We start from the raw sequence: 21,092 nt of genomic DNA, 5'->3' as shown, positions 1-21,092 counted from the left end.
ATTATGGGAAGCGGTATATAATCTATATTTTGGAATATCTTACGAGACAAAATTCAAGTACAATTGCGTGCCGGACTGAGCGCTCTCTAACCAGTGCAAAAGCCAGATGGCCAGCCGCTTACCGGCGCGCGAGCGCCTGAGCCGCCGCGATGACCGCCTGACCCAGCGCCAGCCCGCCGTCATTCGCGGGCACTTTTTCATGCAACAGAAGAGGCACATCACCCAAGGCCAGGACCGTCAGCTCAAGCAGCAGCGCATTCTGGAAACACCCGCCAGACAGGGCCACCGCCTGCGCCTCACCACTTATAACAAGCGCCCGCGCCTTGGCCGCGAAAGCCTGCGCCAAACCGGCGTGAAAGCGCATCGCCATCGCCTCCGGGTGGGTGCCGGTCATCTGATCGCCCAGCCATGCGTCCCACATGGGCGCAGGGTCGAGACCGTCATCGCCATCGGCAAACGGATAGGCATACTCGGCATTCAGCGGCGCGCGTTGAGCCATCGCCTCCAACTTCATCGCGGCCTCACCCTCGAAACTTTGATCGCCCTCGACCCCCAAGGCGGCCGCAAACGCATCGAAAAGCCGTCCCGCAGACGAGGAAAGCGGCGCATTCACCCCCCGTTCGACCGCTTGGCGCAGCAGGGCACGGGGCGCATCATTGAGAATATCATCGGCAACCTCCACCATGCCCGCTTGGTCGAGACGGGCCAGAAGGTTGCGCCACGGCGCGCGATTGGCCGCATCGCCACCCGGCAGCGGCGCAGGGCGCAGCCATGCACGCCGCTCGACCCCGACGTAATCGCCCAGCAGCACCTCGCCGCCCCAAATCGTGCCGTCACTGCCAAGACCCAGCCCATCGAGAACGATCCCAGCGACCCGACCGCCCTTACGCGGCCAGCCAGTCTCGGCCAGACATGCCGCCAGATGCGCATGGTGATGCTGCACTTCAACCACCGCATCACCGCCCCGTTCTGCGGCGTGCTGGGACGACCGGTATCCGGGGTGCAGATCACAGGCAAAGATCTCGGGCTGATGGTCAAAGAGCTGCGCATAATCGGCATCTGCCTTCACGAACTCATCCCATGTCAACGCGTCGTCCAGATCCCCCAAATGATGGGACAGCAGCGCCTGTCCGTCCTTGATAAGGCAGATCGCGGATTTGAGATGCGCGCCATAGGCCACGGTCTGCGGCGCATCCTCGAACCCCGCTGGCAGAGGCAGCGTTTCAGGCACCAGCCCCCGCGCCCGCCGCAGGATCATCGTCCCATGGCGCGTGGTCTGCAAAACGCTGTCATCCAACCGCCGGGCGATGTCCCGGTCATGCATCACAAACCCATCGACGATGTCGGCCAACATTGTGCGCGCCTCGTCATTGTCGATCACCTGTGGCTCGCCAGACAGATTGCCGGATGTCATCACCAGCGGCACGGCAATCTTGTCGAGCAGCAAGTGATGCAAGGCGGTATAGGGCAACATCCATCCCAAGCGGTTCTGCGACGGGGCAATGACGTCAGGGAGCGCGGCCCCCTTGGACATCAGAACGATAGGCGCTGACGGCGCGCGCAGGTGCAGCCAATCCTGTTTCGACGGACGGGCATATCGGGCGATATGCGCCTCGGTTCCCATCAGCGCCAGCGGTTTGGTGGGCCGCCTCTTGCGTGCGCGCAACGCGGCAACGGCGTCCGGGTTGGTCCCGTCACAGCACAGGTGGAACCCGCCCAACCCTTTGATGGCCAGAACAGCGCCCTCTTTAAGTTTTGCCACGGCCAACGAAAGGGCATCGCCGTCGAGCCGCCCTGACCCATCCTCGAACCAAAGCGTCGGGCCGCACACCGAGCATGCGACAGGCTGCGCGTGAAACCGTCGGTCGGCCGGGTCGCCATACTCTGCCGCGCAGTCAGCACACATGGCGAAGGCGGCCATGGTCGTGCGTGCCCGGTCATAGGGCAGTCCGTTCAGTATGGTGAAGCGTGGACCGCAATGTGTACAGTTCGTAAATGCATATCCGCGCCGACGGGGATCATCGCCACGAATGTCATCACAGCACGCGTCGCAGGTTGCAGCGTCAGGGGTGACCCGCGTTTGTGCACCCTGCCCCACGCTTGCGGCGATGACAAAGTCTGCCGGTATGGTGTCAAAGCGATAATCCGCGATCTCGACCGCGTCGACGTGCGCCAGCGGTGGTGCCTCGCAGGAAAGTGCATCTACAAAGGGATCGACAGAGGCACCGTGGGCAAGGATCAGAACGCCTTCGGGATCGTTGAGCACCTCGCCCCGGATATCGAACCGGTGCGCCAACTGCCAGACAAAGGGGCGAAATCCGACCCCTTGGACCTGCCCGCGCACGCGGATACGCAGGCCCGCCGTCAATGGACCGTGCACACCATGCAAGGATCAAAACTGCGCACGATATGCTGCACCGTCAGGGGTGTGTCTTCATCGTCGCCGACCACAGCCCCTTCCAGCGCGGCTTCAACCGGACCGGGTGTTCCGGCAGCGTCGCGGGGGCTGAAGTTCCAGGTCGTCGGTGCAATGATCTGATACCCTGCGATCCTGCCGTCTTCGATCCGGATCCAGTGCCCAAGCGCGCCGCGCGCCGCCTCCACCAGCCCTTCGCCATCCCCTGTTTGAGGCAACGTGACGCTGTCCATGAACCGGGCCTCCGGTGCAATATCCGCAACCCACTGTTCCAAAAGCAGCTGCGTGCGCGCGACCTCCAGCAGGCGTCCCGCCACGCGGTTCAGCGCGTTGCTGCCGCGCCCCGCCAGTTCAACCGCTGCGGGATGTCCGTCCACGACCTGCCGGGCGAAGGCCCCGGTTTCGACTGTGCGCCCCCCAAGCCGCGGCGCCTTGCACCAGCTATAGGCCGGATCGCTCATATCCTCGTCAGGGTCGGTACGGCCGTCCGATGGGTGCGCCGTGGCGCCGTGCATCCAGGCATGGCTGAGATCTTCGCGAATGTCGCGGGTGTCCACCGGCTGCAGATGGCCTGCCTCCCACAAGCCGGACGCAAAGGCGCGGCCGTCTGGCAGCGGATATGCCCCGAACGACATGTATCGACCGGGACCCGCTCCCATTTGTCCCAGCGCCAGATCGGCGGCGATGTCCATGAAGAGACCTGCGTCGCCTTTGTCCCAGCCGACCAGCGCATCGGCAGTGGCAATCTCGGCAAAGGATTCAACGGGTGCGCCAAACACGACTGTTTCCAGATACCGGCGGAAGCTGGCAAGCGTGGATGCCATGCGCACACAGTCGCGGGCGGTGGGCGCACGGGTCACGCCACCGGGCTGGATGGCGAGCGTGTGGGGCCATTTCCCGCCCAGCAGGCCTACGATGTGCAGGATTTGCGCACGCGCCTCGACACAGGCGCGGGCCCCCGACCCCTCCATCGCCGTGAACCGATCGACCGCGCGCGCATGCCATGCGCGTCCGGCATAGGCGGGCCGGGCGAAGTCCGCGCAGAAGAAGAGGTTGAAATGCGTGAGGTGATCACACACGTTTTCGATCGCGTGAAGGATGGCGGCCACCCGCATGCCCTCAGGCGCGGGAGCGACCCCCGCTGCCGCCCCCAAGGCAGCCGAGGCCGCCGCGGACTGGCTGATCGAGCAGATACCACAGATGCGCGGCGTGATCGTGAGCGCGTCTTCCGGTGCCTTGCCCACCATCATCTGCTCGAACCCGCGAAAAAGCGGCGCATTGGCATAGGCTGCAGCCACGCGGCCGTCCTCGACATCCAGCTTGATCTCAAGATCGCCCTCGACCCGATTGAATGGGCCGACAATCAGCTTGCGCGCGTTCATGATTTGCCGGATTTCAAGCTTGGCGCGACCTCCACCCGGTCGGCGACAGCGTTCTCGGCCACACGTTTCGGGGTCGCGGCCTTGGACAGAGAGGCCAGCGCCATGAACCAGGCCTTCGGCATATCCGACGGCAGCCCCACCGGAATGCCCGCGAATTTCGGGGTCTGCGTGAACGGGTGCTGCGGCTCTTCGAACTCGGGCGCGGTGCAATTGATGCAAGGGTAGCCCGCCTTGGTGCACGAGCCCCCGCCATTCCAGCCCCGTATGTTGCAGTCGCCAGAAGCTTGCGTGCCGACGCACCCCAAATGCTCCATCATGCAGCCCATCTGGCTCAGCTTTTCGGCGCTTGCCTTGTACTCGTAGAACTCGTTCTTCGGACAGGCATGGTGGACAAGGTTCTCGGCGTAGAAAAGCGGGCGAGCCAACTGGTCCAGATCACTTTCAGCCAAGCGGCCTGCGGCCAGCAGCATCAGCGTTTCGGTGACCCAATCAGGATGGGTCGGACAGCCCGCAACGTTAATCACGGGCAACCCGCTGCGCGCACGGAACGCGGCAGGTAAAGCGCCGCCCGGGCTGTTGCCGTCGTATTGCACCCCGATGGCGCCCGCGGGGTTCGAACCGGCAGAGGTAACCCCACCATAGGTGGCGCAGGTTCCAACGGCCACCACGTGCGCGGCGCGCGGCGCAAGGCTTTGCACCCAGTCCATCATCGACCGCCCGGTGCCCGACAACATCTGGAAGCGCCCCGTGCCCTTTGGCCCCGTCAGGATCGACCCTTCCACACATAAAATGTCCAGCGGGATGTCACCGCTCTCGACACCACCCAGCAACGCGCGCACGTCGCCGCCGCTTTGTTCCGACAAGGCAGGATGCCAAAGGAAGGACAGCCCCGCCGATCCAAGCAGATCAAAGACATTGGGTGTCTCGGCACAAAGCAGCGACATTGTGCACCCGCCGCAGCCCGCAGATTGCAGCCACAAGATATTCATACCTGTCCCTCCGCCGGTAGGGACAACTCAAAGCAGCTGCCGTCCACGCTCGTAGAGGTCAGCGCAAGGCCGCCCCCATGCTCCTGCGCGATCTTGTAGGAAATCGACAGACCCAGCCCTGTGCCCTGACCGACCGCCTTAGTCGTGAAGAATGGATCGAACACAAGCGCCGCTGCTTCTTCGGGAACACCGGGACCGTTGTCTTCCACCGACAAAACGACAAATTCGTCACGATCAAACACACGCAACACGATTTGGGGCGCATCCGTCTGACCAAGGGCATCAATCGCATTCTGCACCAAATTCATCACGATCTGCTGGACATGGCCGGGATTGCCCATCGCCTGCCGTGATCCATCGTCAACAAACGCCAGCTTGACCGGTGTCTTGGTGCCGCGCACCACCCAATCGGCCGCCGTGCGCGTCGTGGTCATCAGATCGAACCGGACAACCTCGCCCGTGCCTTCGGCACTCAAACGGCGCAAATCCTCGACGATATCGCGGACCCGTTCGGCCCCGTCCTTGGCCCCGTCGATGGCGCCCCGCAGGTTCTTGATCGTCCGGTCCAGGCGCAATTCATCACGCAGCGCCATCTGCTCGTCATGGCTCGCCCCGGCAGACACCGCGTCGAAATAACGCTCGAACCGCGACGCGTATTTTTCCAGCGCATGGGTGTTGGCGTAGACAAAGCTGATCGGGTTGTTCAACTCATGCGCCACGCCTGCGACCAACCGGCCCAGCGACGCCAATTTTTCGTTATGCACCAGCATGCTTTGCGCCGCCTGCAGCGCAAGGTGCGAAGTCTCAAGCTCGGAATACGCGCTGCGCAACTCCCCCACGGGACGCCCGACCAGAACAGCGCCCTGACTGCGACCGCGCTCATCCAACCGCGGGGCCACGCTCAGTTCCAGCGGCGCGGTGCCGTCGTCTGTCAGCACCTCGATCTCGATCACCGTATCTTCGCGCGTGCGCACGACCTGATCGACCACCCGCCGCAAATCATCCCGGGCGTCGTCCGTCAGCAAGGCATCCACGCACACCCCGATCTGGGCCTTGTGACGGTCCCCCAAGACCCGAACAAGAGCGCCGCCCGTCCGTTCGATCATCCGATCCTTGTCGACGACAAGCAGCAAGTCCGAGACCGAGGACAAAACAGACACCATGAACCGGCGCAGGTCCTCAAGCTCCTCGTTCTTGGCCTCAAGCAGTTCCTGGTAGGCAACAAGTTCGGTATAGGTGCGATCAACCGCTTCAATCACACCATTCCACGCGACGTCCGTAAACCCGTTGGCGGGTTCGTCTGTCTGGGAAAGGATGTCGGCACGTTGCATGGCTGGCAGTCTAGCCCCACGGGAATTGACTTGGCAACGCGGCCATAGTGCCGTGCAACGGACCTGAAGGAGGGCACACATGGAAAGCAGGACAGGTCTCGGTGCAATTCGCAGCATGGACTACGTCATCTTGCTCTGCGACGACCTCGATCTGATGAAACGGTTTTACCGGAACATCTTCGGATTTGACATCGAAGACGAAGAGCCCGGGCTATGGGTGGGTTTCAGGGTTGGCACATTGTTTTTGGGCCTGCGCCCACGCGGTCGTGATTATGACGGGCCACCTCCGCCAACCAATTCAGCAGGCGTGCAATTGAGCTTTCGCGTTCCACCCGCCGATGTAGATCTGGCTTATCAGGACCTGCAAGGCAAAGGCGTCGAGATCATCGAAAGGCCGACCAATCAAGACTGGCCTCACAGAACACTGTTTTTCAAGGACCCGGAAAAGAATGTCATTGAGATCTTTGCTGACATTCATCCGCGTGAGACGGCTGCCTCGCCCACGGGCAGACACCGCTTGATCACGCCTTGAGTTGCAAGATCACACCGTAAAGCACTGAGTTGGCCGCCATGCCGGAACCCCATCATCGAAGGGCAGCCTTGACCTATGTAGGCCCTCAGAGCCTTGCGGAAATCCTCACCTCATGCTCGGATACTCTTGCGCGGCGAGGTGAGGGAGATGTCTGCCAAAAGCTGAATTCGGCACAGGCCGGTCCGGCTGACAGTGCCCGTATGATCAAGGCCCCTGCGTAAATTCCAGCAGATCCCCCGGCTGGCAATCAAGCGCGTCGCAAATCGCCTCCAATGTGCTGAACCGCACCCCCCGCGCCTTGCCCGAGCGCAGAACGGACAGGTTCTGCTCCGATAGACCAATCATCGCGGCCAGCTCTTTTGAGGTCATTTTTCGCTGGGCCAAAGCCACGTCCAAGCGGACGACAATCGGCATCTCAGATCACCGCCTTATGGTCTTGCCAAAGGGCCGCGCCGAACACGAATGCGCGCGATGTGAACGTCGCGAGCACGGCCGCCAGAACGGTCGAAATCTGCGCCGACCCGAATGAGATCACCAAGGCGCGCTGGCCGTCCGGGAAGTGCCACGTGGCCACCAGCGCGGCAAGCGTGTTCGCAAGAACACCCCAGATCAGCATGATCCACAGCAACCGTGCCGCCTGAGCCGCCGCCATGCTGGCCGCCTCAACGTCTTCTCTCAACAGCGCAGCAAAGATTTGTTGTCCTCGCCACACCACGGCGATCCAAATGACAATGTGACCGAGCAGGATCGCCCCCAGGGCGACGCTTTGCCAAACTCGCAGCGCGGCGCTGCCGTAGCCGGTCAACTCTGCCAACGACAGACCCGCACGGTCCAGATCAACTGCGATCCACCCCAGCGTCCCCAAGGCCGTGGCGATCAATATTCCAAGGATCAACAGCAATGCCCGACGCATCAGACAAGCGGAACGCAGAAGGGGCTTGGCTTCGAGAGAGATCATGTTTTAGACCTATACATTCATGTTTAACATTAATATCTGATCTTTAAGTTGAAAATTTCAGAAGGGCAAAGGAAATGTTGAAAGCCGCAATCCGGACCTGTTTGTGCATCAGCGTGCTGGCAGGATGCAGTAGCATAACACCCGCTGGCCTTGGCGCGGCCATACGGCTTGATCCAGTGGGAACGCCGCCCGGCGATCTTACCGTTGCCGTCAGTGTGCCGGACGCCCTTGGCCTGCGGGACGGAGATGCGGAATTCCGGCTTGCGTTTGTGCCCGATGATCCCAACGCTGCCGATCCGGTCAATGTGACCGTGCCGCTCAACATACGTGAGGGAACAACCGGCCCGCGCACGGCCGCCGCAGACGAAGCGATCTATGTCCTCGGCTTCTCCGCACAGAACGCGGACCTGATCGCTGCCGCCCAAGACCGGATCAAAGCCTTGAAAGACCAACAGATTGCGGGCAACGGCCAGTTGAGCATCACCGTTGAAGGCGGATGTCTGAAACGGAGCCTTGATGGCCGCCTGCCGGTGTCCACATGGCTGCGAACCGACCCAGAGGCAGGTTTCGTCCCGCTCACCAGACGTGTCGATCTGTTCGATGCCCTTCCGCGCGAGGAAAGGGCGCAGTTGGAGGCAAAGCTGGTGCCATGTTGACTGACCGGACTGGGGCGTCGCACCGATGCTGCAAGCACTCGGATTCAGCGAGCGCATGCAGATCCGAAAGAAGTGGGATATTTACTTCCCGCAGCACTCACACATCACACTGGATGACATCGGAGGGCTTGGATTGTCCAAGGCTGAAAAGTTCACGCATCGTATCGCGAGCAAGCGGACACCTAGTCCAAAGCGCGACGTCAAGCTGTAAGCCTTCAGGCCTGTTCCAGCGCAGCTACCGCGCCATCAGCGCATCGACCTCGGCGCGGGTCGGCATCGACGGGGCCGTGCCTGCCTTTGTCACCGAGAGCCCCGCCGTGGCGCAGCCGATCTTCACTGCATCCAACGGCGTCGCACCACCGGCCAGAGCGGCCGCGAAGCCGCCATTGAACGCATCGCCAGCGCCCGTCGTTTCCACCACCGGGCCCGCGTTGAACGCAGGCACCAGACCGTGGCCGTCCAGATAAACGCCCCGCTCCCCCAATGTGATGATCGGGCAGCCGACGCCCATGTCCCGAAAACGGATACAGGCGGCTTCCGCCTCGTCCACCGTCGTGACGCTGAGCCCCGTCAGCTCTTCGGTCTCGGTCTCATTGGGCGTTACATAATCGCACAGCGCCAGTATCCCGTCCGGCAAATCCGCCGCCGGGGCGGGGTTCAGGATCGTCGTCACGCCCGCCGCTTTCGCGATCTCAAGCGCACGAACGGCGGCCTCCATCGGTTGTTCCAACTGGGTCACGAACACATCGGCACTGCGGATCAGCTCGGCGGCCTTGTCCATATCAGAGGCCGAGATCAACGCAGCGGCGCCCGGCGAAATGATGATTGCATTGTCGCCCGTGCCGTCTTCGATGAAAATATACGCCGCACCCGTATAGCTGTCGGCGACGTGATCCACGTGACCGGTCACATCCGCGCCGTCCCACGTGGCCAGCGCCATCTTGGCAAAATCGTCGTCACCCAGCTTAGTGATGATATGCGTCTCGGCCCCCATCTTGCCGGACGCCACCGCCTGGTTGGAGCCCTTGCCCCCCGGCCCAAGCGCAAAACTTTCGCCCAGAATAGTCTCGCCCATCTTGGGCATCCGCTTGGCGCGGTAGGCCGTGTCGGCCACAAAAACCCCGAGGATGACGACCTTGCCCATGCTGTGACCTTATCCGTTATTCATCTGGGCCGACAACGCCCTTGCGCAATGCAAAGCAGCCATAAAACCGCCGCTCGCCCGTCTGGATCACCGCATAGGCCTGTTTGGCGCGATCGTAAAACGCAAAGCGCTCGATCGACATGGCGGTCGGGCCGCCGGCAGCCGTGACCTCGGCCTGAAACTCTTCCATTACAGGCAGGATCGTATCCGGCTCGTCGACCACTTCCATGCGCGCCACGGCGTCATCCACAAAGGTGTCCATGGGATAGACAGACAGAACCGCGCGCACGACCTCCGCGGCAGGGCGATCAATTCGCAACACCTCGCCCAGCACCGTGTCCCGCGCCACACTGTCCGACGGAAAGTTGGTGTCTGCGATGATCAGATCGTCCCCGTGTCCCATCGCCCGCAGCGCATAAAGCACATCCGCATTTAAAATCGGATCCAGTCCCTTAAGCATCCATAACCTCCTTCTTTGTCTCAAGCCGCGCGCCGCTTTCCGCATCGAACACGTGCAGATGGGCCGGATTCGGCCGCAGATGGATCACTTCGCCGGGCGCAAAGGCATGACGCTCGCGGAAAACCGCCGTCACATCCGCGCCCTCGTAGCGCAGGAACACCAGCGTCTCAGAGCCCGTCGGCTCGACCACCGCAACAGTCATCGGCACGCCCGCGCCCTCGCTGACCAGATCAAGGTGTTCGGGTCGCACGCCCAGACGCACAGCCTGACCATCGGTCATCGCGGCAGAGGTGACGGGAACCTGATGGGTGCCCAGATCAATCACCCCGTCCCGGGCGGTGCCGGTCAAAAGGTTCATGGACGGCGCCCCAATAAAGGTCGCCACAAACTCATTTGCCGGGAAATCATAAAGCTCCAGCGGCGTGCCCATCTGTTCGATCCGACCCGCCTGCATCACGACAATCCGGTCCGCCAGCGTCATCGCCTCGATCTGATCATGGGTCACGAACACCGTGGTTGTCTTGAGACGCTGGTGCAGTTCCTTGATCTCCACCCGCATCTGAATGCGCAGCTTGGCGTCCAGATTGGACAAGGGCTCATCGAACAAGAACACCTGCGGATCGCGCACAATAGCCCGCCCCATAGCCACCCGCTGGCGCTGACCGCCGGACAGATGGCGGGGGTAGCGGTCCAGATAGGGCGTAAGGCTAAGGATATCGGCGGCCTGTTGTACCCGCTGGTCGATCTCGGTCTTAGGGGTGCCGGCGACCTTCAGCGCAAAGCCCATGTTGGCCGCCACGGTCTTGTGCGGGTAAAGCGCATAGGTCTGGAACACCATCGCGATATCGCGCTCGGCGGGGGGCAGATTGTTGACCACTTTATCGTTGATCCGGATCTGCCCACCATTGATCGGCTCAAGCCCTGCGATCATCCGCAACAGGGTGGATTTGCCGCAACCGGACGGACCGACCAGCGCCACGAACTCCCCGTCAGCGATGTCCACATTCAGACCGTGGATCACCTCGACCGCCCCGTAGGACTTTCGGATGTCGCGGATTGTCACATTTGCCATTCCGGCTTGTCTCCCCCTCGGCGGACGCTTGTGCGCGGGCCCCGTCCCGCCGTCCTTCGAGCGATGCTAGACAAACGTCTGCCCCCTGTCCACGGGCTGTTGTTGACTTAGCGTTAATCTAGATCATACTCGCCCCACTGCAGGGGATGAGGCGGACAACCGTCTTGATAATGTGCAATAAAAACCAGTGCGCCTCTCGCAGACAAACAGACGTGTTTCGGGAGGATGCACATGAAGGTTGAACTCTATAACTATATCCGTGCGGCGCAGAAAATGAACCGCCGCCAGATGCTGAAGGGCACCGCAGCGGTCGCCGCCGCGACGGCTTTGCCCAAGGGCGCCAAGGCGGATGCACACGCCAACATACGCGCGGAAATTCTGAAGATACCGGGGGTCGGCGCAGGGTCACCCACGGATCGCCACTGGCAGCAGGTGGGCGAGATGTGCCTGGGCGCCACCAAGGAAAACGTGGCCGAGGGCGAATTTGCGGGCGTCGAGCTGACCTTCATGGGGCTGAACAACCAGAACCTGCACAACTTCCTCTTCCGCGGCTTCCTCAAACCGTGGGAGGCCTACACAGGCGCCACGATCAACTGGATCGATCTGGCGCAGGCGGATTACAACGCCCGGCTCCAGCAATCCATCGCCACCGGCACCGTTGATTTCGACATCATCGAGATGGGCGCACCCTTCGAGGGCGACGTGCTGGGCAAGGGCCTCGCCTCCGAGATGCCCGACTGGGTCAAAGACCAGATCGACATGGACGACTACGTGGACTACCTCAAGGCGCCCGTGGGCACATGGGACGGCAAGACCTACCGCGTGTCCATCGACGGGGACTGCCACACCTTCGCCTACCGCAAGGATTACTACGAGAACGACGACCTCAAAGCCGCGTGGGAGGCCGAAGGCGGCGACGGCGCGTGGGAGGTTCCGACCACATGGGAGCAGGTGCAAGCGCACTCCAAGTTCCTTGCTGGCAAGTCCGATCCGCTCACGGGCCTGGATGCGCATGGCTTCCTCGATCCGCTCAAAGGATGGGGTGGCTTCGGTTTCTACTTCCTCGAAGACCGCGCGACCGCCTATGCCAAGCACCCCGACGATCCCGCTTGGCTCTTCGATCCGGACACCATGAAACCGCGCGTCAACAATCCAGCCTTCGTGCAGGCCATCCAAGACGTCATGGACCTGATCGCCGTCGACAAGGCCTACCCCGCCGACCAGATCAACGCCGATCCCGGCACCACCGCGTTCCAGCAGTTCCTCGCAGGCACCGGGGGAATGCTCACATGGTGGGGCGACGTGGGATCATCCGCGCGCACCTCGGACACATCTGTCGTGGGCGATGTCGTCGGCTTCTCGACGCTGCCTGGCTCCAACCGGGTCTACAACTCTCAGACCGGCGCATGGGAAGACACCCCGAACGAGGCCCCCAACATGGCCTATATCGGCTGGGGCGTGTATGTCATGGCCACGGTCGAGGGCGACGAGGCCAAGAAAAAGGCCGCATGGTCCGCGGCAGCCCATCTGGGCGGCAAGGACCTGTCGCTTTGGGCGTCGGCTTACCCGTCCGGCTTCCAGCCATATCGCCAGTCCCACTTCCAGTACGAAGAATGGGAAGAGGCCGGATACGACCGCGCCTTTGTCGAGGATTATCTGGGCTCCAACGCGGACAGCTACAATCACCCCAACGCCGCCATCGAGCCGCGCATCCCCGGCATCTTCCAGTACTATTCGGTGGCCGAAGATGAGCTGGCGAAAGGCTATGCCGGTCAATATGGCTCGGCTCAGGAAACCGCCGACGCTATCGCCGCGGCATGGGACCGGATCACGGACCAAATCGGCCGCGACAGCCAGATCGCGCTCTACAGGGCGTCCCTCGGTCTGTAAGCGACAACTTCAATGCGAAAAAAGAGAGGCGCCCCAACCGGGGCGTCTTTTTTGTGGGCCCCGCAGAGTGCCGAGAGCACACCGCCGGTTCGGTTTGCCCGTAACGGCGATGTGACATATACTTATTAAATATGTAACAACACCACCCTGCCCGGACATGACCGACTATCTCAAAAACACCGTCGGAGCGTTGCTCTGCCTGATTTTCACGCTCGGCGTGATCACAGCTTTGATCGTGATTTCCACCGGTCTGTCTGTTGAGGCACGCCTCGATCTTTTTGAAGAGGACCGCGCCGTCGAGTGGGCGACGGTCGTCATCTATCTGGCCGCTTTCGGTATCGGCCTTTGGTATTATCTGACCCGCGCACGGGGCGATCTGCTGTTAATAAGCGCCACGATCTTTGCCCTGATCGCCACTCTGGATGAATTGAGTTTTGGCGAACGGATTATCGGTTTTGAGGCCCCGCGGGTGGGCCAGACCAAACTGGACGCGGTCCACGATCTCGCCTCCATCGCAAAACGCCAACTCAAGGCAACAACAGACCACCACTACCTGTTGGGCGGCTTCATCCTGTTGGTTCTGATCCTCATCGGCCTTTGGGTTTGCCGCATTCTTGTGCGCCGGGGCTGGACACTGCGGTTCGGTCCCGAGGCGCTGTTTCTGATCCTGGGCGCGGCGCTGCTTGCCTACGCGCAGGCCATCGACATCAATCTGCGCATCCTGCCCCTCAAAGAGCTTAAGGCGCTCTACGTGGAAGAGGTGTTCGAGCTTGGATCCGGTCTGTGTGTGATGTGCTTTGCAGGACTACGCGGCTTGGCGATGCGAGATGCCAGCCTGACCCCGTCCCCGTTGCCCTCGGCGACAGGGGGGGGCCGCCTGTCGCCGAAGATCTGAGTGGACCACGGGTCTAGGGATCCACGGATCGCTATTCTATTGTCGCAAGGCAACCAACACCAACGACGCCGCTCGGCGCACCCCGCCCGCATCGCAAGTCAGCGTCAGAACGTATCCGTCATTCCAGACCTCCGGCATTATCCGTTCTATGCGGCAGGTATCCCGTTCGATCTGTCCCATCTCCGTGGGCAGCCGATCGATCTCAGCCACATAGACCGCGCTATCGGCGTCATGTTCCAGAACAATCCTGCCCGTGTCAGATCCGGTCACCCGCAGCCCCAAAGTCTGCGGCAGCGCAAAAGGTCCAGCCAACACGAACTCACCGCCCGCAGTTTCGACCACCTCAAACGGGTTCGCCTCGGGCGCATCGCCAACAAGCAAAGCGGTGGCCTCTTCCAGGACAAAGAACGGAAGATCAAAGCCTTGCCGCAGAAACGCACGGAACGGCTCAGCGCCGATCTCAATCTCGTGCCGCGCGATTGGCCACCGCATCTCAGCGGCGCTCTCATCACTGGGGATCGACACCAACGAAACATCTATCTGATGCGATTTTTCCGTCGTAACGATCGCGGCCCGGAGCACGAACAGATGCGTGTCGTTCATCGCAAGCGGCGTTTCGTGCAGCTTCAGTCCCTGCGGATAGAACACATCTAGTCCGATATCACTGCGCTTGAAGATTGTCGCAATCGCGTGGTCGCCATCAGGCGCTTGAGGATCATCTTTGGCACGAAATTCACTGGTCACCAGCAACCACTCCTCGCTCAGTGCCAATCCGCTGCCAAAGACGATGCTTGGGTCCCCTTGGGGGTCCTCAACCGTCTGCACCAACTCACCCCGCCGCAGGTCATAAACAAACACGGCACCCAATTGCGGACCGGTCCCCTCCTGCAACGAATGGGGCGCCCCAATCACCGCGATGTCACCCTCCAGCTCAAGGCTAGCGCCATATCCAAAATCAAAGATATCCGGCCGGGGGTTCGGAACCCTGTGCAGCATTTGACCCGTTTCGGCGTCGAAGGCAAAGACCGCATCCACAGCCCAGTTCACTCCGTATTGCGCTGAAGCTGATACCAAAATCCGCCCCTGATCCAAGGCGACGTTCTGCCCGAACCACTGGAAAGCGTCCCGATCCGGGTTTTCGATCTGCAACAACAGCGCGCCGGTTTGGGCATCAAAAAGGTACACCTGCCCTTCCATCGCCTCTTCGCCGAAGGCCTCGGGCGAACCGACGAGCAGACGCCCGCCATCCAATGCCAGCGACGTTCCGAACCGGCGGGGCAGCGTATCGAGAGGCGGCGCAATTGACCGGATCAGCGCCCCGGTCTCGACATCGAACAGATGAACGAACCCGGATGTGGGCGTGTTCACCCCCCGCGCCTGATTTCCAGGTGCCCCGACCGCGGCCAGGTTATCCGATGCTGCAACGGACACCGCAAAGAGACTGTCCTGCGCGGGCATCGGGTTCTCAAGACGGTGCAGCGCGGCGCCCGTCTCTGTCGAAAAGACATGAACCGCCCCGGGGCCAAACACCGGCCCGCCATCCGCCCGCCATTGTTCTGGCGATGCGATCAGGGCGAACGGTCCCGCCAGCGCTGCACCGGCACCGAAACGGCGGTGCATGGCCGGGGCCGGGTTCTCGAAAACCTGCAACAGGTCTGACGAGGCCGCGTCATAGAGGTACCCGCCCCCCTCGATATGTGGGTCGCGCGCGTTGCCTCGGCGCGCGATCCGCGTGACCAGAAACTCACCCCGACGGAACGCGGCGGCACCGCCGAACTCGTGACGCCGGTTCTCCACCGGAACACTCAGAATTTCGTCAAAGTCGTAGAGATCAAGCTCGGACATGTCGGACCGCACCGCTTCAACCGGTCCACCACCCGCATCCAGGAGCGTTTGCACGATAGGGTCACCCAGACCGTAGTACATGGCCATCAACAGCGGCGTCTGGCCTTGCCCGTTCACAGCATTCACATCCGCGCCCGCCTCAAGCAGCAGATCCACCACGTCGGGCGCGACATTGGCAACCGCACTGTGCAGCGGTGTCTGGCCTGCGTCATCTGTCCGGTTCGGATCGGCTCCTGCGGCCAGGATGACCGCAGCCAAGTCCCGGTCACCGCCGGACAGAAGATGCAACACGGTCTGCCCCAGCCCGTTGACGTGATCCGGCGCAGCCCCCGCATCCAGCAGCGCCTTGACGGCCTCTGCCGACCGCCGCCCGACAGCCAGATGCAAAGGCAGCTCGCCGTAGCCTGCCACAGCGGTCACATCCGCGCCCGCCGCAAGAAACGCTGGCACAAACTGCGGGGCGCGGATCAGCGCCACCCCAAACGGCGTCAATCCGGCGTTATTGGGACGGTTCACATCCGCGCCCGCCGCCAAGACGGCAGGCACCATCTCCCGGTGCACCTCCGAAAGCAGTGCCAGATGCAATGCCGTGTTGCCGTCCTCGTCCTGAACACTCAGATCCGTTTCCGGGATCAGTGCAGCACTCACCGCGTCCCGCCCATAGTCGGATTTGAACGCCCGCTGCAGCGGTGTCCGACCGGTCTGATCAACCGCGTTCGGATCCGCCCCGAGGGATAAAAACGTCGCCACCCCCTTGCCTGTCCCATCGTAATACGCGGCCTCATGAAGCGGGGTCGCACGACGGTCATTGCGCGCCTCCAAGGCCGACCCTGCCTCGATCATCGGGCGGATATATTGAAGATTGGCGCGCCGCAGCGTCGCCTGATGCAGAACGGTCCGCCCGTAGCGCCCATGGCGTGACAGGTTTGCACCGGCAGCGATCAGCATATCGAACACATCCGGATGCATATCGAAGGCCAGCGCCTTATGCATCGCCGTATCCCCGTTCTTATCCCGCTCATTCGGGTCGGCCCCCTTTGCCAACAGCAGCTGGATGACTTGCGGCTTGTGGTTTTCGACACCCAACGCCCGGTGCAGCGCGAAGGGGGGCAAGCCTTCCACCGTCTGAGACAAAAGCGCGATCACCTCGGCCGAGTTCTTTCCGCTGGCCGCGACCTCAAGCGCCGTTACCCCCGACCCATCCGTGCCGTCGGGATCCGTTGTGACCTCGCGCAGCAGCCGCACGATGCCCACGGTGTCGTTGTTGCGTGCGGCTTTCCACAAGGGTTTCGAGCCGGCCGTATTCACCGCGTCCGGATCCGCGCCAAGATCCAACAGCATTTGCACCATCGCCACGCTGTCACCGTATTCAGCCGCCCTGTGCAGGGGCGTGTGACCGGTGCCCATAAGCGCCCGAAGGTCGGCCCCCGCCTCGACCAGAAGTGCTGCGAACTGCGGCACGTCCGAGTACCGCGCCGCGTGGTGCAGAGGCGTTGCACCGCCATAGCCTTTCGCATTCGGATCGGCCCCGCTCGACAGCAACGCCAGCAAGATGTCCGTGATCTCATTTTTCTGCACGACCCGATGCAGGGGCGAGTTGCCGCGCCAGTCCTGTGCCTGAATGTCCGCGCCCAGCGCCAGCAAGGTCTGGACGGTCTGCGCCTTCTTCGCCCGCTGGGCTGCGAAATGCAGCGCAGTAGACTCGAGCATTCCATCGCGCGCATCCACATCACCCGTCGCAGCAACCAATGTCTCAAGCACCGACGATGGCGCATCCATCATGGCCGCCCAATGAAGCGCGAGCCGGTCATATTGACCTTTCTGCAGAGGGTCGGCACCTGCATTCAAAAGTGCCGTGATCACCGCCGGATTGGGATTGAAGAGCGCCATGTTCAGCGTCGTCATATCGCTCTTGTCTTTCCGCCGCCGGTTGGGATCGGCCCCCACTGCAACAAGGCGCGCGATCATCTCGGGGTTCTGGTTGCGCGATGCGGCCCAGTGGATCGGCGTATTACCTGCCCCGTCCACCCGGTTTGGATCGCCGCCCGCAGCAACGACCGCCGCCATTACAGCTGGATCCGGGTGACCTGCGGCCCTGTGGATCAGTGCCTCGTCATCCCTGCCGGTCAGCGCATTTGGATCAGCGCCCAGCGCAAGGCACTGGTCGACCTGCCCCACATCCATCCGCAGAATGGATCGGAACCCCGCCAGATCCGCACAGTCCTGCGCATTGGCAACGCCTGCGGACACAATGCAGGCAGCGGCTAGTATGCTTAAACGGAACATGGGGCTCTCTCTTTAAGATGGCACGTTAACCTTTAGACAGCATGACCCGGCCCTGCTCAAGCCGGGTTGCACTTAACAAAACCCGTGGACTACTGAACTGGGCAGGTATGCCATCAAGAACGCGGAGACGGGAAAGATGACGCAGCGCGCGCAAGGCCGGTCGGATCGAACGGGGCAAGGCATCGTGATCATCTTGGCGTCGGTTCTGACAATGGCCTTCGCGGATGCGGTCATCAAACACGTGAGCACTGATCTAAGTGTCTGGCAAATTTTCGTCTGCCGTTCGCTGATTGCAATTCCCGTTCTCATCGGAGCACTGCGCGTCACCGGGCGCCGGTTCGCGATGCATGCACCGATATGGGTCGTTTTGCGCAGCGGGCTTTTGGTGCTGTCCTGGATCGCCTTCTATACATCGCTCTCGGTTCTCGATTTGTCGGTAGCTGCGGTTGCGATCTACACCAACCCGATCCTCACAGCCCTCATGTCTGCAGAGCTGATCAAAGAACCCGTCGGCGCGCTCAGATGGGCCGGGGTCGCCTTGGGGTTCGTCGGCGTTGTTGCGATCCTGAGACCGGGCACCGAGGCGTTTTCATGGATCACGCTCCTGCCTCTTCTGGCAGCCGCGCTCTATTCCCTCTCGATGGTCCTGACCCGAAGTAAATGTCAGGACGAGACACCGATGGTTCTGGCCCTGTCTCTGCATAGCGCATTTCTGATCACCGGCCTTATCGCGACGCTCGGTCTGATCGTCCTGGGCCTGCCAACCGCAGTTCAAGACATCTTCCCGTTCGTTCTGGGCGGATGGTCCGGAATGACGCCGACGACATGGGGCCTTATGGCTGGCTTGGGGATTCTGTCTGCGCTCTATTTCATGGGCGTCGCGCGGGCCTATCAAATCGCCCCACCCGCCATCATCGGCACCTTCGACTATGCATACCTCATCTCAGCCGCCCTATGGGGCTATCTGTTTTTTTCCGAGACGCCGGGACCGTTGACCATTCTGGGAATGATTCTCATCACTTGCGCAGGACTGCTGGTGGCAGCGCCCTCCCCGAAGCAGTCTGCTAGGACCGCCCAAACAGCACGCTGAAACAGCGCGGGCGCAAAGATCCAAAAAGTCCGACGCAGGTCCGATAGAAGTCCGACGATAATCCGATTGGCGAAATTCGGGGCTTAACAGGTTCGCGAACCGTGGTTAACGTCGCGGAATGAGCACCGAGGGCGATCTTCTCCATACCGTCACATCCGACCACATTTCTGCCAGCCGCAAGCAGGTGGGCCGACTGATGGTCTGGATCTCGGCGGGCCTTTTCGCCGTGCTTGCCTTGTTGCAAGCGGCACACGAAGGGGGGCGGATCGCGCTTGGGTTCGAAACATGGCGCCCTGTCCTTTACGCCTACCTCGTCTGGGCGACCGCACTTTGTGCCGCGCAGGTGATCACACGGGGCGAGGCGGGCAAGCGGACGCTCTTCGTTCTACCGGCCGTGCTGTTCGTCGTCAGCCTCGTCGTATTCCCGCTGCTCTTCGGTCTTTACATCTCATTCACCGACTGGAACCTTGCCTCCCAAGACGGCGCACAGCCCAACGGTTGGGACAATATGCGGCAAATGTGGAACGACAGCTTCTACTGGAACGCCTTGAAAAATATGGTGTATTACGTACTGGCTGTCAGCGTGGAGTACGTCATCGCCTTTGGGCTGGCCCTTTTGCTCAACGCTCAGATCCGCGCACGCAAGTTCTTCCGCGTGGTGTTTCTGCTGCCGCTGATGTTGTCGCCCGTGGCCGTGTCGTGGATGATCGGCAAGTCGATGATGGAGGTCCGGTTCGGTCCGCTCGCCCGGCTTGCGCGGGAGCTTGGCTGGGACAGCCCCAGCTTTTTCGGCACGCCAGAGATGGCGCGTTTCATGATAATGGCGATGGATGCATGGACCTTTATCCCCTTTATGATGATCATGCTGCTGGCCGGTTTGCAGGCCCTACCCAAAGAAGTGATCGAGGCGTCAAAGGTCGATGGCGCAACCGGGTGGCAAAGCTTCAAGGAAGTGATATTCCCCCTGATGCTTCCGGTCTCGGTCACCGCGATTGTGATCCGCATCATCTTCAAACTGAAACTCGCTGATATCATCATCAACGTCACCTCCGGCGGTCCCGGCGGTGCAACGGACAGCGTTACCAGCTTCATCTTCCGAGAGTACCGCGACCGATCCAATGTGGGCTATGGGACCCTTCTTGCCATGGTCTATCTTGTGCTCATCATCCTATTCATCACGGTGCTGTTGAAAGCCGTGTCCCGTTTCATGGAGCGGCCCGCATGACCGCCACGACTGAAATTTTCAAAGACACAGACGCCACCACAGCCCCCCAGTTTAAGTGGTGGAGCAGTCGCATCGCAATTTATGGCGCGCTGATCCTATGGTCCGTCATCTGTATCTTCCCGATTTACTGGACACTCACCACATCGTTCAAACTGGCGCCCGACGTTATGCAGGGCAACATGGTGCCGTGGGTGGACTACACGCCAAAGTGGCGGGGCTGGGAAAGCTTGGGACTGTCCCCCGATCTGATCGGCGAAACTTCGACAGTCCGGGAAGAGTTTCTGAAACGCTTCTGGAACAGCGCCATAGTCGCCATCAGCGCATCCGCGCTTGCGGTTGTTCTGGGCAGCCTTGCCGCCTATGGCCTGTCCCGGTTCAGCTATCGGTTCGGCTTCATGCGGAATTCGGACATCTCGTTCTTTTTCCTCAGCCAGATGATTTTGCCACCCGTTGTCCTCGCCCTGCCCTTTTTGGTACTCTACAAATCGATGGCACTGCTGGACACGCGGATCGGTTTGATTTTGCTCTATACCTTGATGGTCCTGCCGATCGTCATTTGGATCATGCGGGACCAGTTCCAAGGCATCCCGGTCGAGTTGGAGGAAGCCGCACTGGTCGACGGTTTGGGCATCTGGGGTGCGTTCATGCAGATCGTTCTGCCCATTGCTCTGCCCGGCATGGTCGCGGCCTTCATCCTCTCGCTGGTGTTATGCTGGAATGAATACTTCTTCGCGGCGCTCCTGACCTCGACGGACGCCAAGACCTTGCCTGTGATGGTCGCCTCCCAAACCGGTTCGCAAGGGATCAACTGGTGGTCCATGGCCGCCCTGTCTACAGCGGCGATTCTGCCGCTTATCGTGGTGGCCGTTTTTCTTGAGAAGTATATCATCAAGGGCATGGCTGCAGGTGCAGTGAAGTAAG

18 protein-coding genes are annotated in these 21,092 nt (G+C 61.4%); 8 read left to right on the top strand and 10 right to left on the bottom strand.

What is annotated here, in order from left to right:
* Positions 1–118: 118 nt before the first annotated feature.
* From hypF to KIN_RS04050, 4 genes are read right to left on the bottom strand one after another with little or no spacing between them, the layout of a single operon-like run.
* Complete coding sequence (hypF, locus tag KIN_RS04065; protein ID WP_243144803.1) at positions 119–2,380, bottom strand: carbamoyltransferase HypF; 2,262 nt, start codon at positions 2,378–2,380, stop codon at positions 119–121.
* Positions 2,365–3,798, bottom strand: a complete 1,434-nt coding sequence (locus KIN_RS04060; protein WP_159804655.1) for a nickel-dependent hydrogenase large subunit — start codon at positions 3,796–3,798, stop codon at positions 2,365–2,367. Before KIN_RS04060 ends, hypF begins: the two co-directional genes overlap by 16 nt.
* Positions 3,795–4,787 carry an NADH-quinone oxidoreductase subunit B family protein gene (locus tag KIN_RS04055; RefSeq protein ID WP_159804654.1) on the bottom strand — a complete coding sequence of 331 codons (993 nt, stop codon included), beginning with the start codon at positions 4,785–4,787 and terminating at the stop codon, positions 3,795–3,797. Before KIN_RS04055 ends, KIN_RS04060 begins: the two co-directional genes overlap by 4 nt.
* Positions 4,784–6,118: a sensor histidine kinase gene (locus KIN_RS04050; RefSeq protein WP_159804653.1), complete on the bottom strand. Its 1,335-nt coding sequence runs from the start codon at positions 6,116–6,118 to the stop codon at positions 4,784–4,786. The genes KIN_RS04055 and KIN_RS04050 overlap by 4 nt, the downstream gene beginning before the upstream one ends.
* 79 nt (positions 6,119–6,197) lie before the next feature.
* Here KIN_RS04050 and KIN_RS04045 point away from each other — a divergent pair, with 79 nt between their 5' ends.
* Positions 6,198–6,650: a VOC family protein gene (locus KIN_RS04045; protein WP_159804652.1), complete on the top strand. Its 453-nt coding sequence runs from the start codon at positions 6,198–6,200 to the stop codon at positions 6,648–6,650.
* Positions 6,651–6,854: 204 nt separating this feature from the next.
* Here the strand turns inward: KIN_RS04045 and KIN_RS04040 are convergent, their stop codons facing one another.
* Together KIN_RS04040 and KIN_RS04035 are read right to left on the bottom strand one after the other, a co-directional pair.
* The gene (locus KIN_RS04040; RefSeq protein ID WP_159804651.1) at positions 6,855–7,064 is read right to left on the bottom strand and encodes a helix-turn-helix domain-containing protein; all 210 of its coding nucleotides are present in this window, start codon (positions 7,062–7,064) and stop codon (positions 6,855–6,857) included.
* 1 nt (position 7,065) lies between these two features.
* Positions 7,066–7,608, bottom strand: a complete 543-nt coding sequence (locus KIN_RS04035; protein WP_159804650.1) for a hypothetical protein — start codon at positions 7,606–7,608, stop codon at positions 7,066–7,068.
* A gap of 74 nt (positions 7,609–7,682) precedes the next feature.
* On the opposite strand from KIN_RS04035, the gene KIN_RS04030 reads away from it, so the two are divergent.
* Together KIN_RS04030 and KIN_RS04025 are read left to right on the top strand one after the other, a co-directional pair.
* Positions 7,683–8,264: a hypothetical protein gene (locus KIN_RS04030; RefSeq protein WP_159804649.1), complete on the top strand. Its 582-nt coding sequence runs from the start codon at positions 7,683–7,685 to the stop codon at positions 8,262–8,264.
* Between the two features lie 25 nt (positions 8,265–8,289).
* The gene (locus KIN_RS04025) at positions 8,290–8,475 is read left to right on the top strand and encodes a CYTH domain-containing protein (protein ID WP_159804648.1); all 186 of its coding nucleotides are present in this window, start codon (positions 8,290–8,292) and stop codon (positions 8,473–8,475) included.
* A 24-nt stretch (positions 8,476–8,499) separates the two neighbouring features.
* Here KIN_RS04025 and KIN_RS04020 read toward each other — a convergent pair whose 3' ends face one another.
* The 3 genes from KIN_RS04020 to KIN_RS04010 are packed head-to-tail and all read right to left on the bottom strand — an operon-like array spanning position 8,500 to position 10,940.
* Complete coding sequence (locus KIN_RS04020) at positions 8,500–9,408, bottom strand: ribokinase (protein WP_159804647.1); 909 nt, start codon at positions 9,406–9,408, stop codon at positions 8,500–8,502.
* A gap of 16 nt (positions 9,409–9,424) precedes the next feature.
* Positions 9,425–9,868 (bottom strand): RbsD/FucU family protein, encoded by a 444-nt coding sequence (locus tag KIN_RS04015; protein ID WP_159804646.1) that lies wholly within the window; start codon positions 9,866–9,868, stop codon positions 9,425–9,427.
* Positions 9,861–10,940: an ABC transporter ATP-binding protein gene (locus tag KIN_RS04010; RefSeq protein WP_159804645.1), complete on the bottom strand. Its 1,080-nt coding sequence runs from the start codon at positions 10,938–10,940 to the stop codon at positions 9,861–9,863. The genes KIN_RS04015 and KIN_RS04010 overlap by 8 nt, the downstream gene beginning before the upstream one ends.
* 231 nt (positions 10,941–11,171) lie before the next feature.
* Here KIN_RS04010 and KIN_RS04005 point away from each other — a divergent pair, with 231 nt between their 5' ends.
* A complete protein-coding gene (locus tag KIN_RS04005; RefSeq protein WP_159804644.1) occupies positions 11,172–12,830 on the top strand; it encodes an extracellular solute-binding protein in 1,659 nt (552 codons plus the stop codon).
* Between the two features lie 157 nt (positions 12,831–12,987).
* Positions 12,988–13,725 (top strand): hypothetical protein, encoded by a 738-nt coding sequence (locus KIN_RS04000; protein WP_159804643.1) that lies wholly within the window; start codon positions 12,988–12,990, stop codon positions 13,723–13,725.
* Positions 13,726–13,761: 36 nt separating this feature from the next.
* Here the strand turns inward: KIN_RS04000 and KIN_RS03995 are convergent, their stop codons facing one another.
* Positions 13,762–17,856, bottom strand: coding sequence for an ankyrin repeat domain-containing protein (locus KIN_RS03995; protein ID WP_159804642.1), 4,095 nt, complete (start codon positions 17,854–17,856; stop codon positions 13,762–13,764).
* Between the two features lie 136 nt (positions 17,857–17,992).
* Here KIN_RS03995 and KIN_RS03990 point away from each other — a divergent pair, with 136 nt between their 5' ends.
* From KIN_RS03990 to KIN_RS03980, 3 genes are all read left to right on the top strand, one after another.
* Entirely contained in the window at positions 17,993–18,946 is a 954-nt protein-coding gene (locus KIN_RS03990; RefSeq protein WP_159804641.1) for a DMT family transporter, read from the top strand.
* Between the two features lie 118 nt (positions 18,947–19,064).
* On the top strand, positions 19,065–20,171 hold the full coding sequence (locus KIN_RS03985) for a carbohydrate ABC transporter permease (protein WP_159804640.1): 1,107 nt from the start codon (positions 19,065–19,067) through the stop codon (positions 20,169–20,171).
* On the top strand, positions 20,168–21,091 hold the full coding sequence (locus KIN_RS03980; protein WP_174239090.1) for a carbohydrate ABC transporter permease: 924 nt from the start codon (positions 20,168–20,170) through the stop codon (positions 21,089–21,091). The genes KIN_RS03985 and KIN_RS03980 overlap by 4 nt, the downstream gene beginning before the upstream one ends.
* Position 21,092: the final 1 nt, after the last annotated feature.

Source organism: Litoreibacter roseus (assembly GCF_009811795.1).
Taxonomy (GTDB): Bacteria; Pseudomonadota; Alphaproteobacteria; order Rhodobacterales; family Rhodobacteraceae; genus Litoreibacter; species Litoreibacter roseus.
The sequence above is the reverse complement of the archived record's forward strand: the minus strand, read 5'-3'. Positions and strand labels throughout refer to the sequence as shown.